The 13981-nt window shown below is 63.5% G+C and carries 12 protein-coding genes; 4 read left to right on the top strand and 8 right to left on the bottom strand.

Annotated features, from left to right (window positions below; translation table 11 throughout):
- Window positions 1-45: 45 nt before the first annotated feature.
- The 5 genes from ACEN42_RS30065 to ACEN42_RS30085 form a co-directional block, all read right to left on the bottom strand.
- Window positions 46-1170, bottom strand: coding sequence for an acetoin dehydrogenase dihydrolipoyllysine-residue acetyltransferase subunit (locus tag ACEN42_RS30065; protein ID WP_371883341.1), 1125 nt, complete (start codon window positions 1168-1170; stop codon window positions 46-48).
- Window positions 1170-2186, bottom strand: coding sequence for an alpha-ketoacid dehydrogenase subunit beta (locus tag ACEN42_RS30070; RefSeq protein WP_035507110.1), 1017 nt, complete (start codon window positions 2184-2186; stop codon window positions 1170-1172). Before ACEN42_RS30070 ends, ACEN42_RS30065 begins: the two co-directional genes overlap by 1 nt.
- A gap of 18 nt (window positions 2187-2204) precedes the next feature.
- Complete coding sequence (locus ACEN42_RS30075; RefSeq protein ID WP_035507112.1) at window positions 2205-3203, bottom strand: thiamine pyrophosphate-dependent dehydrogenase E1 component subunit alpha; 999 nt, start codon at window positions 3201-3203, stop codon at window positions 2205-2207.
- Between the two features lie 18 nt (window positions 3204-3221).
- Window positions 3222-4271, bottom strand: a complete 1050-nt coding sequence (locus ACEN42_RS30080; RefSeq protein ID WP_371883342.1) for an ATP-NAD kinase family protein — start codon at window positions 4269-4271, stop codon at window positions 3222-3224.
- 190 nt (window positions 4272-4461) lie between these two features.
- Window positions 4462-6456, bottom strand: a complete 1995-nt coding sequence (locus ACEN42_RS30085; RefSeq protein WP_371883343.1) for a sigma-54-dependent Fis family transcriptional regulator — start codon at window positions 6454-6456, stop codon at window positions 4462-4464.
- 250 nt (window positions 6457-6706) lie between these two features.
- Here ACEN42_RS30085 and ACEN42_RS30090 point away from each other — a divergent pair, with 250 nt between their 5' ends.
- The gene (locus ACEN42_RS30090; RefSeq protein WP_187603771.1) at window positions 6707-6937 is read left to right on the top strand and encodes a hypothetical protein; all 231 of its coding nucleotides are present in this window, start codon (window positions 6707-6709) and stop codon (window positions 6935-6937) included.
- Between the two features lie 7 nt (window positions 6938-6944).
- Here the strand turns inward: ACEN42_RS30090 and ACEN42_RS30095 are convergent, their stop codons facing one another.
- Both ACEN42_RS30095 and ACEN42_RS30100 read right to left on the bottom strand, forming a co-directional pair.
- On the bottom strand, window positions 6945-7712 hold the full coding sequence (locus ACEN42_RS30095) for an SDR family oxidoreductase (protein ID WP_238210786.1): 768 nt from the start codon (window positions 7710-7712) through the stop codon (window positions 6945-6947).
- 69 nt (window positions 7713-7781) lie between these two features.
- Window positions 7782-8285 carry a hypothetical protein gene (locus tag ACEN42_RS30100; RefSeq protein WP_238294463.1) on the bottom strand — a complete coding sequence of 168 codons (504 nt, stop codon included), beginning with the start codon at window positions 8283-8285 and terminating at the stop codon, window positions 7782-7784.
- A gap of 377 nt (window positions 8286-8662) precedes the next feature.
- Here ACEN42_RS30100 and ACEN42_RS30105 point away from each other — a divergent pair, with 377 nt between their 5' ends.
- From ACEN42_RS30105 to ACEN42_RS30115, 3 genes are all read left to right on the top strand, one after another.
- Window positions 8663-9367, top strand: coding sequence for a glutathione S-transferase N-terminal domain-containing protein (locus ACEN42_RS30105; protein ID WP_371883344.1), 705 nt, complete (start codon window positions 8663-8665; stop codon window positions 9365-9367).
- Between the two features lie 147 nt (window positions 9368-9514).
- Window positions 9515-11062, top strand: coding sequence for a methyl-accepting chemotaxis protein (locus tag ACEN42_RS30110; protein WP_371883345.1), 1548 nt, complete (start codon window positions 9515-9517; stop codon window positions 11060-11062).
- Window positions 11063-11389: 327 nt separating this feature from the next.
- On the top strand, window positions 11390-11674 hold the full coding sequence (locus ACEN42_RS30115; protein WP_238210780.1) for a hypothetical protein: 285 nt from the start codon (window positions 11390-11392) through the stop codon (window positions 11672-11674).
- A gap of 89 nt (window positions 11675-11763) precedes the next feature.
- Here ACEN42_RS30115 and rpoD read toward each other — a convergent pair whose 3' ends face one another.
- Window positions 11764-13767, bottom strand: coding sequence for an RNA polymerase sigma factor RpoD (gene rpoD / locus ACEN42_RS30120; protein WP_371883346.1), 2004 nt, complete (start codon window positions 13765-13767; stop codon window positions 11764-11766).
- Between the last annotated feature and the right edge of the window lie 214 nt (window positions 13768-13981).

The raw sequence follows: 13981 nt of genomic DNA on the forward strand, positions 1-13981 counted from the left end.
GTCGGCGGCGTTCTCCGGCGGGGCGCGCGCGCGGCTCGGGCGCGGTCAGCCTGACTTCGCCACGTGCTCCTTCAGCAACGCATTGACTTCGTTCGCTTTCTCCATCTGGCTCATGTGGCCGGCATCGTCGAAGATGCGCACGGTCGCGCCTTCCGGCGCGTGCTTCGCGTGCGCGGCGGGAATGATCTGGTCCTTTTCGCCCCAGATCACGAGCACCGGCTTGCCCGTCGCGGCCAGCTTGTCGCCCGGCTGCGCGCTTTGCCTGCCGCCCGCGAACAATCCGCCATTGAGCGATGTCAGCGCGTCGCTGACGCCATCGAGCCGCTTGTACTTCAGCAGATCGTCGAGCATCTGACGGCTCACCAGATCGGGATTCGCGAACAGCAGTTCGACGACCGGCTTCAGCTCGCGCCGCGATTCCGCCGTTACGAAGCCTTCGGTGTACGCGTTGTTCACTTCATCGCCGAAACCGGCAGGCGAAATCAGCGACACCGATTGCACGCGCGACGGCTGATCGACGGCCATCTGCGCCGCGATGCCGCCGCCCATCGAGTGCCCGACGAGATGCGCGCGATCGATCGATACCGCGTCCATGAACTTGCCGACGAAGCCCGCGAGGTCCGCCAGCGTCGTTCCCGGCACTTTCGGCGTCGATTGCCCGTGGCCCGGCAAATCCAGCGCGAACACGCGATTTTTCTCCGCGAGCGCGTCGAGATTGAAGAGCCAGTTGTCGAGATCGCCGCCGAAGCCGTGGATGAACAGCACGGCCGAACGGTTCGCATCGTCGCCGCCGCGCGATGCGTAGCGCACGCGGATGCCATCGACATCGACGAAGTGATACGCCGCCGCTTCCTCGCCCTCTTCTTCATCCTCGGCGGGCGTCACGTACGAGGAGACGTACGCGTCGATATCGGCGTCGCTCACTTCGGAAGCCGCGAGCACGCCGAGCAGCGCCTTCACCGGCAACGTATCGCCCGCCGCCGCCACCTTGCGCCGCAGCAAGCCCGCGTCGGGCGCTTCGACGGCATTGGCGATCTTGTCGGTTTCGACATCGAGAATCGGCATGCCGACAGTGATCTCCGTGCCCTCCTCCACGAGCCACTCGTTGACCGTGCCTTCCTTCATCGACAAGCCCCACTTGGGCATCACGATCGGTGTGATTGCGGACATCAGTGCTTTCCTCCCTTCATGGTTTTTCGTGCGGCGTCGGCGATCTGCGCGGCGCTCGGAATGTACAGATCTTCGAGCGTCGGCGAGAACGGCACCGGCGTATGCGGCGCGCAGACCATCTGGATGCCGGATTTCAGCGCGCCGAACGCCTGTTGCGCGACCTGCGCGGAAATATCGGTGGCGATATTGCAGCGCGGATTCGCTTCATCGACGACGACGAGCCGCCCCGTGTTCTCGACGGTTTCGAGCACCGTGTCGAGATCGAGCGGCGACAGCGTGCGCAAATCGACGACTTCCGCTTCGATGCCCTCCTTCGCGAGCGTCGATGCCGCTTCGAGCGCGCGATGCACCATCAGTCCATACGTGACGATCGACACATCCTTGCCGTCGCGCACGACGTTCGCCTCGCCGAACGGAATCGCGTACGAGTTCTCGGGCACTTCGCCTTCGAAGCCGTAGAGATTCTTGTGCTCGCAGAAGATGACGGGGTCGTTGTCGCGGATCGCCTGGATCAACAAGCCCTTGGTGTCGTAAGGCGTGCTCGGGCAGACGACTTTCAGACCCGGGATGTGCGTGAACAAGGAAGTCAGCATCTGACTGTGCTGAGCCGCCGCGCGAAAGCCCGCGCCGACCATCGCGCGAATCACGACGGGCGTCTCCGCCTTGCCGCCGAACATGTAGCGGAACTTGGCGGCCTGATTGAAGATCTGGTCGAAGCACACGCCCATGAAGTCGATGAACATCAGCTCCGCGACCGGGCGCATGCCGCACGCCGCCGCGCCGATCGCCGCGCCGACATACGCGGATTCCGAGAGCGGCGTGTCGAGCAACCGGTCGCCGTGTTTCGCGTAGAGTCCCTTCGTCACGCCGAGCACGCCGCCCCACGCGTCTTTCTCGCCGTCCGCGCCTGCGCCGCCGACGATGTCCTCACCCAGCACGATCACGCTCGGATCGCGCGTCATTTCCTGATCGATGGCTTCGTTGATCGCCATCTTCATGCTCAGTTTGCGGGCCATGGTGGTTATCTCCTCGATTTAGTATTTGACGTAGACATCGGTGAGCAGATCGGCGGCAGTGGGCAAAGGCGCGTCCTTCGCTTCCTGCACCGCGCGGTCGATCAGCGCGGCGACTTCCTTGTCGATCGCGTCGAGTTCGGCGGGGGAAATCACATCGGCTTGCGTGACGGCGGCCGCAAACTTCTTCAGGCAATCCTTGTTCGAGCGGATATCGTCGAGTTCGCCCGGCGCGCGATAAGTCTGCGCATCGCCTTCGAAGTGGCCGTAGAAACGGATCATCTTGCATTCGAGCAGCGCCGGGCCGCCGCCTTCGCGCGCGCGCTTGATCACTTCGCCCGCCGCCTCGTGAACCGCGAAGAAATCGGTGCCGTCGACGGTCACGCCCGGAATGCCGAAGCCCGCCGCGCGATCGACGTAACTATCGACCGCCGTGCCGTAATCGCGCGCCGTCGATTCCGCATAGCCGTTGTTCTCGATCACGAAGATCACCGGCAGATTCCACACGGCCGCGAGGTTCAGGCTTTCGAGGAACGTGCCCTGGTTCGACGCGCCGTCGCCCGCGAAGGTGATGCCCACTTCGCCCTTGCCGCGAAACTTCGCCGCCAGCGCCGCGCCGCAAATCAGGGGCGCGCCCGCGCCGAGGATACCGTTCGCGCCCATCATTCCTTTCGACAGATCGGCGATATGCATCGAGCCGCCCTTGCCGTTGCACGAGCCGCCCTTCTTGCCGTAGATCTCCTTCATCATCGCGACCGGATCGACGCCCTTCGCGATGCAGTGTCCGTGTCCGCGATGCGTGCTCGCGATGCGGTCGCCATCGGTCAGATGACTCATGATGCCGACGCCCGCCGCTTCCTCGCCCGCGTACAGGTGCACGAAACCGGGGATGTCGCCGCGTCCGAAATCGACGTGCAGACGCTCCTCGAAATCGCGAATCGTGCGCATCTTGCGATACGCGCCCAGCAGTTCTTCCTTCGAGAGCGGCAAGCCGCCCGCATGCTGTTGCGACGCTGTCATGTCTGTCTCCTTGGTGGATTAACGAAGCTCGAGCTGACGCATCAGCCCGGACGTGGCCGCGTAACGCATGCACGCGGCCACGTCGATACTGCGAAAGGCGTTTTCCTTCAGCGTGATCGTGACTTCATCGTCGGGGCCGAAGGCGAGCTCGCGTTCGCCGTCGAGCGCGACGATGCCCGAGCGCTGCTTCACGCGATGCGGCACGCCATCGGACAAGCGCGTCCAGTTCGCGATCGGCACGGCTTCGATGAGACCCGGCGCGATCGGCGCGTGCAGATCGAATTCGCCCTGGCCCCGCGCGGCAAGCTCGATTGCAATGCCGCCCGGATCGTGACGCCCAAGCGGTTCGAGCAGGCCCGCGATCGCGGACATGCCGATCGCCTGCGGATCGGCGTAGGAGACGTAGACGGCGGCGAGCGTATCGATCTTCCACAGCGCCCGCGCGCCGATGAAATGCTCGTGCGAGATGACGGCATCGACGAGCGCGATGTCGCGGCGCACGTTGCCTTTCGAATCGCATATCTCGATGTCGAGCCGCTTGTTCGACGCGAGCGCTTCGCTCGACGGCACGCGGCCGGTCGCATAAAGCCCCGCCGCCAGTCCCGAGATCGTCGGCTCACGCATTTCCGGATACGCGTTGTTGGTGCCCGTCGAAAGACCCGCGATCGGCACTTGTCCGCACTCGCGCACGACCGCGCGATGCGTGCCGTCGCCGCCGAGCACGATGAGCGCATCGACGCCGGCCTCGCGCATCATGCGCGCGGCGCGGAACGTGTCGTCGACACGCGCGGTCACGGGCATGTCGAGGAATTCGACTTTGGCGAGCCCGGCATCCGGACCGTGCTTGCGCGCGAGATGGCGCTGGAGCATGACCTTCAGGCCTTCGCGATCCGGCATCATCAACACGCGCCCGACGCCGCACGATGCCAGCGACGAAAGCAGCCGCAACACGATATTCACGCGATCCGCGAGTTGCAGGCTGTTCGCGTTCGCGATGACGCGCCGGATGTCGCGCGCCGAAACAGGATTGGCGATGATGCCGACGAGCGGCGCCGCGTTTTCACGCATGCCTGTGTCTCCGTTTTGCGTTTTGTGCGGCGGATAAAGGCAAGCGCCATGCCAATCGGAACGGCGCGTTCGGACGCGAAAAAGCGAGGGATTACCCGTGGAAAACGGGCGCTTCGGAGGGCGTACGGGACGCCGCCGTGACAGGTGTCACAGCGGCAGGTGTATCGGCGGGGTACAGGCGTATCGGTGCTCAGTGCCCGTTCGCGTCGCGCTGATTCGGCGAGCGGATGCCATAGCGCGCCATGCGCCGATACAGCGTCATGCGGCTCACGCCGATCTGCCGCGCGACCGCGCTCAGGTTCCAGCTCGCGGCGCGCAGGTACTGCATCAGCAGCATGCCTTCCGGCGGCAGGCGATGCGAGTCGAACTCCTCGATGGCGCGCGGTGGCGGCTCGACCGGCTCGACTGGCGCGGCCACGCCTGCGAATCCTTCGGGCAAGTCGTCGACTTCGATCAGACCGTTCGAGCACACCGCGCGCGCATAACGCAGCACGTTGCAAAGCTCGCGCAGATTCCCCGGCCATTCATGTCGATGCAGGCGCTCGCGCGCCGCAGGCGACAGCGTGACCGCGCCTTCGAGGAGTTTGTCGACGAGCCAGTCGAGATCGCTTCGTTCGCGCAGCGGCGGCAACGTAAAGCGCGCGCCGTTCAAGCGGTAGTACAGGTCTTCGCGGAAACGTCCGTCCTGCATGAGCGCGTCGAGCGAATGATGCGTCGCGGAAATCACGCGCACATCGACCGATACGGGCCGCGACGCGCCGATCGCGAGCACTTCGCCTTCGGCCAGCACGCGCAGAAGTCGCGATTGCAGTTCGCGCGGCATGTCGCCGATTTCATCGAGAAAGAGCGTGCCGCCGTCGGCTTCCTGAATCAGCCCGCGCTTGCCCTTCGCGCCCGCGCCCGAAAAGCTGTTCGGCAGATGCCCGAACAACTCGCTTTCGATGAGCGTCTCCGGAATCGCCGCGCAATTCACCGCGACGAACGGCCCCGCGCGCCGCGCGCTCGCGCGATGCAGCGCCTTCGCGAAGAACTCCTTGCCGCTGCCGGTTTCGCCATTGACGAGCAGATTGATCGGCGAATCGACGAGCTTCGCGGCGCGTTGCAGTTGACGCATGAGCGCGGCATCGCCGCCGCAGAGCGCGGCCAGCGGCGCGGGCACTTCGACGCTACGCTGTGAAGCCGCGTTCGTGGCCGGCGCGAAGCACGGCGCGGGCGGCATCACGCTCAGGTAAAGCAGCGCGCCCGATTTCGCGAGCGGCACCGCGCGCAACTCGCTCGGCCGCGAATACACGAAGCGGCCCAGTTCGTCGATGCGTGTATCGAAGAGCGTGTCGAACGGCACGCCGATCAGCGACGCCGCCGCTTCGCCAGGCGCGATCGGCCGGCCGATTTCCGCCGCGAGCATCGCGTGCGCGCGGCGATTGTGTCCGACGATGCGCCCGCTCGCATCGAGCGCGATCAGAAATTCCGGATTGACATCGACGAATTCGGGCGATGTGTTCAGCTTCAGAATCCAGTCCTGCCGATGCGTGCGCAGGAAGTTCGCGTTCTCGATGTGTCCCGCGTAGATGCGCACGAGCTGCAGCGCGAGATTCTGGCTGTCGCGCGCTTGCGGCGACGTGAGCGCGGAGATATCGAGGATCGCGGCAAGCGCGCCGCGCGAATCGTAGAGCGGCGCGGCGGTGCAAGTCAGCGGGATATGCGTCGCGTCGAAATGATCGATCTGATGCACGGTGAGCGCCTGGCCCGTCGTGAGCGCGGTGCCGACCGCGCACGTGCCCGCGCCGGCTTCGCTCCACTGCGCGCCGAGATACAGGCCCGCGCGGCGCAGCGCGAAATCCGTGTTCGAATCGCCGATGTAATCGACGGTCACGCCGAGCGCATCGGTCAGCAGCACGACGTAGCCCATGCCCGCGACCTGCTCGTAGAGCGTCTCCAGGCCGTGACGTGCGATGCGCGCGAAATCGTCGATACGCTGCTGATGCTCGCGCAGGCGCGTCTGCGGCAGGATGCGCACTTCCTGCATGCGCGACGGATCGAGCCCGTACTGATGCACGCAACGCCGCCACGAAGACTCGATGATGCTCTCGTGCGTGCGCAGCGGCGCGGGCGCGGAAACGACCGGTTCCGCCCGCGTCGTCGCCGCGACGACTGCCTCGATGTGCTCGCGTTGCCGCATGTCCATCGTGCTCTCCTTGTCTCCTTGAGTGAGGCACTTATCGGCGCCTGGCAGCGCACTTTTGTTTTGATCGCCTCCCGCAATGCTTTCGTTCTTCGCCGCGGGCGAACGCGGGATATACCGATTCGCACGAGCGTGTGTCAGGCCATATGATGCTCGAATCGGCAGAACGCGTCATGCGGCGATAGCGCTGCGCCGCAACATAAACGCGTGCCGATATCCCGGCGCATCAAAACGAAAAGACAGGAGACAGCGGATGGCAAAGATCGCTTACGAAGACTTCGAGCGACAGGTTCTGCAGCATCACATCATCAAGGGCAATGTCTACGAGAACGGCGCGGCGCTCGTCGAGCGCGCAAACAGATGGATCGCGGAGAACGGAATCGACGTGCTGAACGTCGAGAGCCTCTCGACGTTCGGCGCCGGCGACGATACCAGCGTCAGCCACTGGTACTCGGGCATTCGCGTCTGGTATCGGACTGCGTAGGAAAGACTCAGCCGCGGCCGACGAACGGCATCTTGGTCGCCATCACCGTGTGGAACAGCACGTTGGCTTCGAGCGGCAGATTCGCCATGTACAGCACCGACTGGCCGACGAACTTCACGTCCATCATCGGTTCGACGGCGATCTCGCCGTTCGCCTGCGGCACGCCGCGCGACATGCGCTCGGACAGCTCGGTGAAAGCGTTGCCGACATCGATTTGCCCGACCGCGATGTCGTACTTCCGGCCATCGAGCGATGCGGTTTTCGTGAGGCCCTGCACCGCGTGCTTCGTCGCGGTGTAGGCCGCCGAGTTCGGGCGCGGCGCGCTCGCGGAAATCGAGCCGTTGTTGATGATGCGCCCGCCCATCGGCGTTTGCGCCTTCATCGTGCGGAACGCCTGCTGCAGGCAATAAAACATGCCGTTCAGATTGATATCGACGACATTGCGCCATTGCTCGGGCGTCCAGTCCTCGAACGGTCCGGGCGGATTCGATACCCCAGCGTTGTTGAACAGCAGATCGACGCGGCCGAAGCGCTCGACCGCTGCCTTGAAGAGCTTTTCGACCGATTGCGGATCGGAAACATCGGTCGGCACGGCGAGCGCGCGTTGCGCCGCGTTCGATTCGCCGATCACCGCTTCGAGCGGCGCGGGACGCCTTCCCGCCAGCACGACCGACCAGCCGTCGCCGAGCAACGCGAGCGCGGCCGCGCGCCCGATGCCGCTGCCCGCTCCGGTGACGATGGCGATTCGTTGAGACTGGTTGGCTGCGTCGGACATGTCTGCGTTCTCCTGTTGTTGACGCGCGACACATGCGCGCGCAAATCGGGAGAACATTATCGCGATGAATCAGCGATTACGCGATGCTTCCGTCGTGACCGCGCCCGCCGTCGTCGTGTTGTGGACGCCGCTGCCATCGCAGAAGACGGCGGTCATCACCATCGGCACGACCTGTTTTACGACTGCCGTGCTGCCCGATTCGCGCACCTTCGCCTCCACCGTTTCCGACGCGGCGAGCACCACGACGCCGTACGCGGAATCGTTGATCGGCTGGCCGCTGCCGCGCTTGAACATGTCGTCGCCCTGCTCGTAGCCCAGCACGGCAAAGACGCGAAAGCCGTAGGCGGTGAGATCGCTGCCGTGCGTCGGCTTGAAGGCATTCACGGAGTTCGCCTCGACGCGCATGGGACGCGCGTCGATGGACTTGTCGGCGACAAGGGGCGCGATGAACCTGTGCGCACTGGATTTGCAGTCGAGCTGGCTTTCGAGAGGCGTCGCGGCGCACAAGCTGGGCAGTAGTCCCCCGACCACGGCAGCGAATGCGGTGAGCGTTGCGAGAGGAGCGGTTTTCATGGCAGCGGTAACCAACGGTTCGTAAAGTCCGACACGGATTCTCGGCATCCGCATCGATGCAATAAGCGAGCCAGCGATCCGGCCCGTACTTCGCGCACGCGCTGCATTGTTCCCGCAAGGGCTTGGTTTGTTCTTTGTTCGTTGACTTTTTGACCGAAGGCGTTACGCGCAATCCTCGTGTGTGTACAGCGATTCCTACAATCGTCTTTGTATTAGAGATATAGACAGACTCCGCGCTTCGACAGGCCGCGTCTGTACGAGATCCCTCAATCTTTCCCTATCGATGCGTCCACCCGATGACACGCCGTGCTGCCGCCATGCGGAACACGAATTCGGCGAAATGGTTATATTCGCGGTTCGACTAAAAAGGACCTTTCATGACCGCGCTCTCCGATTTTCCCATCACTCGCAAATGGCCCGCTCAGCATCCGGAGCGCATCCAGCTCTACTCGCTGCCGACGCCGAACGGCGTGAAAGTCTCGATCATGCTGGAGGAAACCGGCCTGCCCTACGAGCCGCATCTCGTGCGCTTCGACAAGAACGACCAGTTGTCGGAGGAGTTTTTATCGCTCAATCCGAACAACAAGATTCCCGCGATCATTGATCCGAACGGCCCGAACGGCGAGCCGATGCCGCTGTTCGAATCCGGCGCGATTCTCATCTATCTCGCGGCGAAAAGCGGCCAGTTGATGCCCGACGACGTGGCGAAACGCTACGAAGCGCTGCAGTGGCTGATGTTCCAGATGGGCGGCATCGGCCCGATGTTCGGGCAAGTCGGCTTCTTTCATAAATTCGCGGGCAAGGAATACGAGGACAAGCGGCCGCGCGCGCGTTACGTCGCCGAATCGAAGCGGCTGCTTGCCGTGCTCGACCAACGGCTCGACGGCCGCGACTGGATCATGGGCGACGAATTCAGCATCGCGGATATTTCGACATTTCCGTGGGTGCGCAATCTGATCGGCTTTTACGAGGCGCGGGAACTCGTCGATTTCCATGAATTCAAAAACGTCGAACGCGTGCTCGAAGCTTTTCTGGCGCGGCCCGCCGTGAAGCGCGGACTGGAAATCCCGAAACGCGATTGATACGTGTGCGAAAGACGGTTGTCACACGACCGTCTTGAACGACCGGTAGAGTGCGCTCTTTCGAAAATGTCTGAAGATTGACCATCGCGCTGCGCAACGCCGCGCCCGGGCCCGGACTTCCTCGCGCACTTCCCTCCTCTACCGAACATGTCAAAGCTCACCGTCAAGGCGCGCCTCGCGATTGTCACGGGCGCGGTCACCGCCGTGCTCGTCGTTGTCGGCGGCGCCGGATTATTCGGCGTCCAGCAAGGCAATGCCACGCTGCGTCACGTCTTCGAAGGCCGCGCGCAGGCGCTGCAAACCATCTCGACCATCGACGAACTCATCACGCAAAGCCAGTTCGCGATCAGCGACGCGGTGCTCGATCCGTCGGCGCAAAAAACGCAAGCCGTGGTCGCGTCGACGCAGCAGCGCATCGCGAATGTCGATGCCCTGCTCGGCCGATATCTGCGCTATCCGCTTGATGCGACCGAAGCGCCGCAAGCCAAACGGCTCGCCGCCGATTGGGCGACGCTGCGCGACAAGGGTTTTCGTCCGACGGCCAATCTGCTCGCCGCCAACAATTTGTCCGAAGCGCAGTGGATCGTGACGCAGCAGATCGAGCCGCAGGCGAAGCGCGTCAAGCAGGAAAGCAGCGTACTGCGCGCGTTCCAGCTCACCGCCGCGCAGCGGGAATACGACGACGCGCAGCGCGTGAGCCGCATCGTGCAGTGGACGGTCGGCGCGTGCATCGCCGCGGGCGTGGCGCTCGTCGGCGGGCTGTGCTTTTCGATGGCGCGCTCGCTCGTGCGTCAACTCGGGGGCGAGCCGGAGCTTGCGGCGAGCGTCGCACGGCGCGTGTCGAAAGGCGACTTGCTGACCGACGTGCCCGTCGCGCCCGGCGACACGCAAAGCCTTATGCACGCGATGAGCCTGATGCGCAGCCAGCTTGCGGCGATGGTCGGCGACATCAAACGATCGACGGACACCATCGGCATCGCGGCGGCGGACATCACCGAAGGCAATCACGCGCTGTCGGCGCGCACGGAAGAACACGCGGCGAGCTTGCAGCAGACGTCGGCGAGCATGGAGCAGATCGCGGCGACGGTGCGCACCAACGCCGATCACGCGAACCGCGCGCGCGAACTCGCGAAGGAAGCATCGGAACGGGCAAAGGACGGCGAGCGCGCCGTCGCCGATGCGATCGCGCGCATGACCGATCTGTCCTCACGTTCGGCGCAAATCGAGCAGATCACGAGCGTCATCGAATCGATCGCGTTTCAGACCAATTTGCTCGCGCTGAATGCCGCGGTGGAAGCGGCGCGCGCCGGATCGCTGGGGCGCGGCTTCGCGGTGGTCGCCGAGGAAGTGCGCGCGCTGTCGCGGCGCTCGTCGGGTGCGGCGAAGGAAATCTCGCAACTGACGCGCGAGGTGAACGAGCACGTTGAATCGAGCGGCGCGACGGTGAGACGCGCAGGCACAACGCTCACCGATCTGCTCGATTCCGTCGACGGCGTGTCCGCGCTAATCGAAGCGATCGCCATGGCGTCGAGCGAGCAAAGCAGCGGCATCGACGAAGTGAACGACGCGGTGTCGCAAATGGATCGGCTCATGCAGAAAAATGCGGCTTTGGTGAACGAAGCGTCGGCCTCGGCGTTGTCGCTCGACGCCCAGGCGCGCGAGCTCAGGCAGACTGTCCGGGCGTTTCAGGTCTAGCCATTTTTTTTCGCATCGACACGATTTTTTCAACCGGTTCAGAATGGGAGGCGAAGCAGCGCGCGAATTTCGTTCGCCGGTTGAAAAGTGTTACGCATCAAGAGCTTGATCCGGCGATGCTCAGGATATCCACATGCTTGTGCACGGTATCTGTGGACAAGCATGTGCGTTCCCAGCCGACACGAATTCGCCGAACGTTCACGTTCTTCGATGCGATATCTGACGGTGGTGACGCCCATGGATAGCCCCTTCCGCTCTTTTTCTCCCCGCGCCTTTCCTTTCCGTTCCGCTCGATCGCGACGATTTCCCGCCATCGCCGCGATCGGAATGATTTGCGTCGCGGCTCATGCGCAGACGCAATGTCCCGGCTACGTCGAAACCGACGCCGGCAGCGCCTTCGACGTCGCTTCGATCATCCGCGACACGGGCTCGCCGCAATCCGCGCTGGACAAGGTGCGCAGCGCCGTGGCGCGGATCAATGCGGGCGGCGGATGCTCGATCTTCCGCGACCGGCTCGCCTGCGAAGAAACGATGACGCTCGCCGACAAGGCGATCGCCGCGCTACAGGCGTGCGCGAACGCCAAGATGCCCAAAGGCACCGCTCACGGTTGATGCGACCGGGAAATAAAAAAGCACGTGCCGCCTGAATCGGCGGCACGCGCTTTCGAGTTCGTCCGAACGTAGTCCGGACGGCCCGTAGATCAGCGGTCCAGGAAAGGACGCAGCTTGTCGGCGCGGCTCGGATGCATGAGCTTGCGCATCGCCTTGCTTTCAATCTGACGAATACGCTCGCGCGTCACGTCGAATTGCTTGCCCAGCTCTTCGAGCGTGTAGTCAGAAGCCGTGTCGATGCCAAAGCGCATACGCAGCACCTTCGCCTCGCGCGGCGACAGCGCATTGAGCGCATCGTCGATTGCGGCGCGCATGTTCGCGTGCACGGCGGCATCGGCCGGCGACGCGGCGCCCTGATCCTCGATCATGTCGCCGAGCGTCGCATCGGCATCTTCACCGACCGGCGTTTCCAGCGACACCGGCTGCTTGGCGATCTTGAGAATGCCGCGGATCTTCTCTTCCGGCATTTCCATACGCTCGGCGAGCACGGACGGATGCGCTTCCTGACCCGTTTGCTGCAGGATCTCGCGCGAAATGCGGTTCAGCTTGTTGATCGTTTCGATCATGTGGACCGGCACACGAATCGTGCGCGCCTGATCCGCGAGCGAACGCGTCACAGCCTGACGAACCCACCACGTCGCATACGTCGAGAACTTCCAACCGCGGCGATATTCGAACTTGTCCACCGCCTTCATCAGACCGATGTTGCCTTCCTGAATCAGATCCAGGAACTGCATGCCGCGATTCACATACTTCTTCGCGATCGAAATCACGAGACGCAGGTTCGCTTCGATCATCTCGCGCTTGGCCTGACGCATCTTCAACTCGGCAGCCGTCATCTGACGGTTGATCTGCTTGAGTTGCTTGAGCGGCATTTCGACCACGCCTTCGACGTCGATGAGCTTTTGCTGCTCGGCCTGAATCGCCGGCAAGCTGCGCTCTAGCGACGCGCCGTAATGCTTCGAGCCCGCAGCCGCGCGCGACGTCCATTCGAGATCGGTCTCGTGACCGACGAACGATTCGACGAATTTTTCGCGCGGCATGCCGCAACGATCCACCGCGATCTGCAAAACGCGACGTTCGATATCACGCACCTGCGCCACGCGCTGCTGAACGTCGACACACAGGCGGTCGATGGTCTTCGCCGTGAAGCGGATCGAGCCGAGCTCGCGCTGGATTTCGGCGCGCGCTTTTTCGACTGCCTTCGTTGCGACCGCGCCCGAACCCTTAGGATTGCTCGCTTGTTCGGCGAGCTCGCGCACGCGTGCGAAGATTTCGAGACAATCGGCCTTCAATTGCTTCAGGCGCGCTTCATTGGATGCGCCAGCGTCGCCGCCGTCCAGATCGTCGTCGTCGTCTTCGTCGCTATCGGAGTCATCGGTATCGGTGTCGATGTCGGCGGAGTCGTTTGTTTCGGGTGCCGAAATATCTTCCTCTGCTGTGTCCTCTTCCTTCAGGCCGTCGACCAGATCGTCGATCTTGAGCTCACCCGATTCGACTTGCGCCGCATCCGCGAGAATGGTCGCGACGGTCGACGGGCATGCCGCGATCGCCTGGATCATCTCGTGCAGGCCGTCTTCGATGCGCTTCGCAATGGCGATCTCGCCGGCACGCGTGAGCAGCTCGGTTGCGCCCATTTCGCGCATGTACATGCGAACCGGATCGGTCGTGCGCCCGAACTCGGAATCGACCGTCGATAGCGCGTTTTCCGCTTCTTCGTCCGATTGCTCGTCGGTGACCACGCTCGGGGCGCTATCGCTCAGCAGCAGCGTTTCGGCATCCGGAGCCTGCTCGTAGACAGCGACACCCATGTCGTGGAACGTGCTGACGATGGTTTCCATCGCAGCCGTTTCCGCGAAATTGTCCGGCAGGTGGTCGTTGATCTCGGCGTGCGTGAGATATCCGCGATCCTTGCCCAACTGGATGAGCGCGCGCATCTGACGTTGCCGTTCTTCATTCTGCTCCGCGGTCATCGCGACATCGGGCTGTATCGTGCCGGCCTGGCCCTTCCCTTTGTTCGCCCGCCGGCCTGGTGCCTTGCGCGCCGGCGCGACGATATCCAGCTCCGAATCTTCCCGATCAAAACTTGCCATACTTTCTCCTCGACAGGTTTGCTCGGCGACGACAGATCCCCGGGAGCGAGCGTGACGGCTCGCGATGATTTCGATGACAGCTTCGACCACGGACGGCTTGCTGAAAATCGCATCGAGCAAAACACGCAAACCGCATCCAGACGCGGTACTTGCGTTTTCCAATCGCCCATTAAGGCGCAACCTTAGAGTATATCAGCATTTGCTGCGTCGCAGC

It is taken from the genome of Caballeronia sp. S22 (assembly GCF_964261745.1).
GTDB classification, from domain to species: Bacteria; Pseudomonadota; Gammaproteobacteria; order Burkholderiales; family Burkholderiaceae; genus Caballeronia; species Caballeronia jiangsuensis.

Bases quoted from the DNA above. Each gene is read 5' to 3' on its own strand.
- ACEN42_RS30070 (WP_035507110.1), bottom strand. From the start codon at position 2,186: ATGGCCCGCAAACTGAGCATGAAGATGGCGATCAACGAAGCCATCGAT.
- ACEN42_RS30115 (WP_238210780.1), top strand. From the start codon at position 11,390: ATGATTTGCGTCGCGGCTCATGCGCAGACGCAATGTCCCGGCTACGTC.
- ACEN42_RS30075 (WP_035507112.1), bottom strand. From the start codon at position 3,203: ATGACAGCGTCGCAACAGCATGCGGGCGGCTTGCCGCTCTCGAAGGAA.
- ACEN42_RS30085 (WP_371883343.1), bottom strand. From the start codon at position 6,456: ATGGACATGCGGCAACGCGAGCACATCGAGGCAGTCGTCGCGGCGACG.
- ACEN42_RS30065 (WP_371883341.1), bottom strand. From the start codon at position 1,170: ATGTCCGCAATCACACCGATCGTGATGCCCAAGTGGGGCTTGTCGATG.
- rpoD (WP_371883346.1), bottom strand. From the start codon at position 13,767: ATGGCAAGTTTTGATCGGGAAGATTCGGAGCTGGATATCGTCGCGCCG.
- ACEN42_RS30105 (WP_371883344.1), top strand. From the start codon at position 8,663: ATGACCGCGCTCTCCGATTTTCCCATCACTCGCAAATGGCCCGCTCAG.
- ACEN42_RS30090 (WP_187603771.1), top strand. From the start codon at position 6,707: ATGGCAAAGATCGCTTACGAAGACTTCGAGCGACAGGTTCTGCAGCAT.
- ACEN42_RS30110 (WP_371883345.1), top strand. From the start codon at position 9,515: ATGTCAAAGCTCACCGTCAAGGCGCGCCTCGCGATTGTCACGGGCGCG.
- ACEN42_RS30080 (WP_371883342.1), bottom strand. From the start codon at position 4,271: ATGCGTGAAAACGCGGCGCCGCTCGTCGGCATCATCGCCAATCCTGTT.
- ACEN42_RS30095 (WP_238210786.1), bottom strand. From the start codon at position 7,712: ATGTCCGACGCAGCCAACCAGTCTCAACGAATCGCCATCGTCACCGGA.
- ACEN42_RS30100 (WP_238294463.1), bottom strand. From the start codon at position 8,285: ATGAAAACCGCTCCTCTCGCAACGCTCACCGCATTCGCTGCCGTGGTC.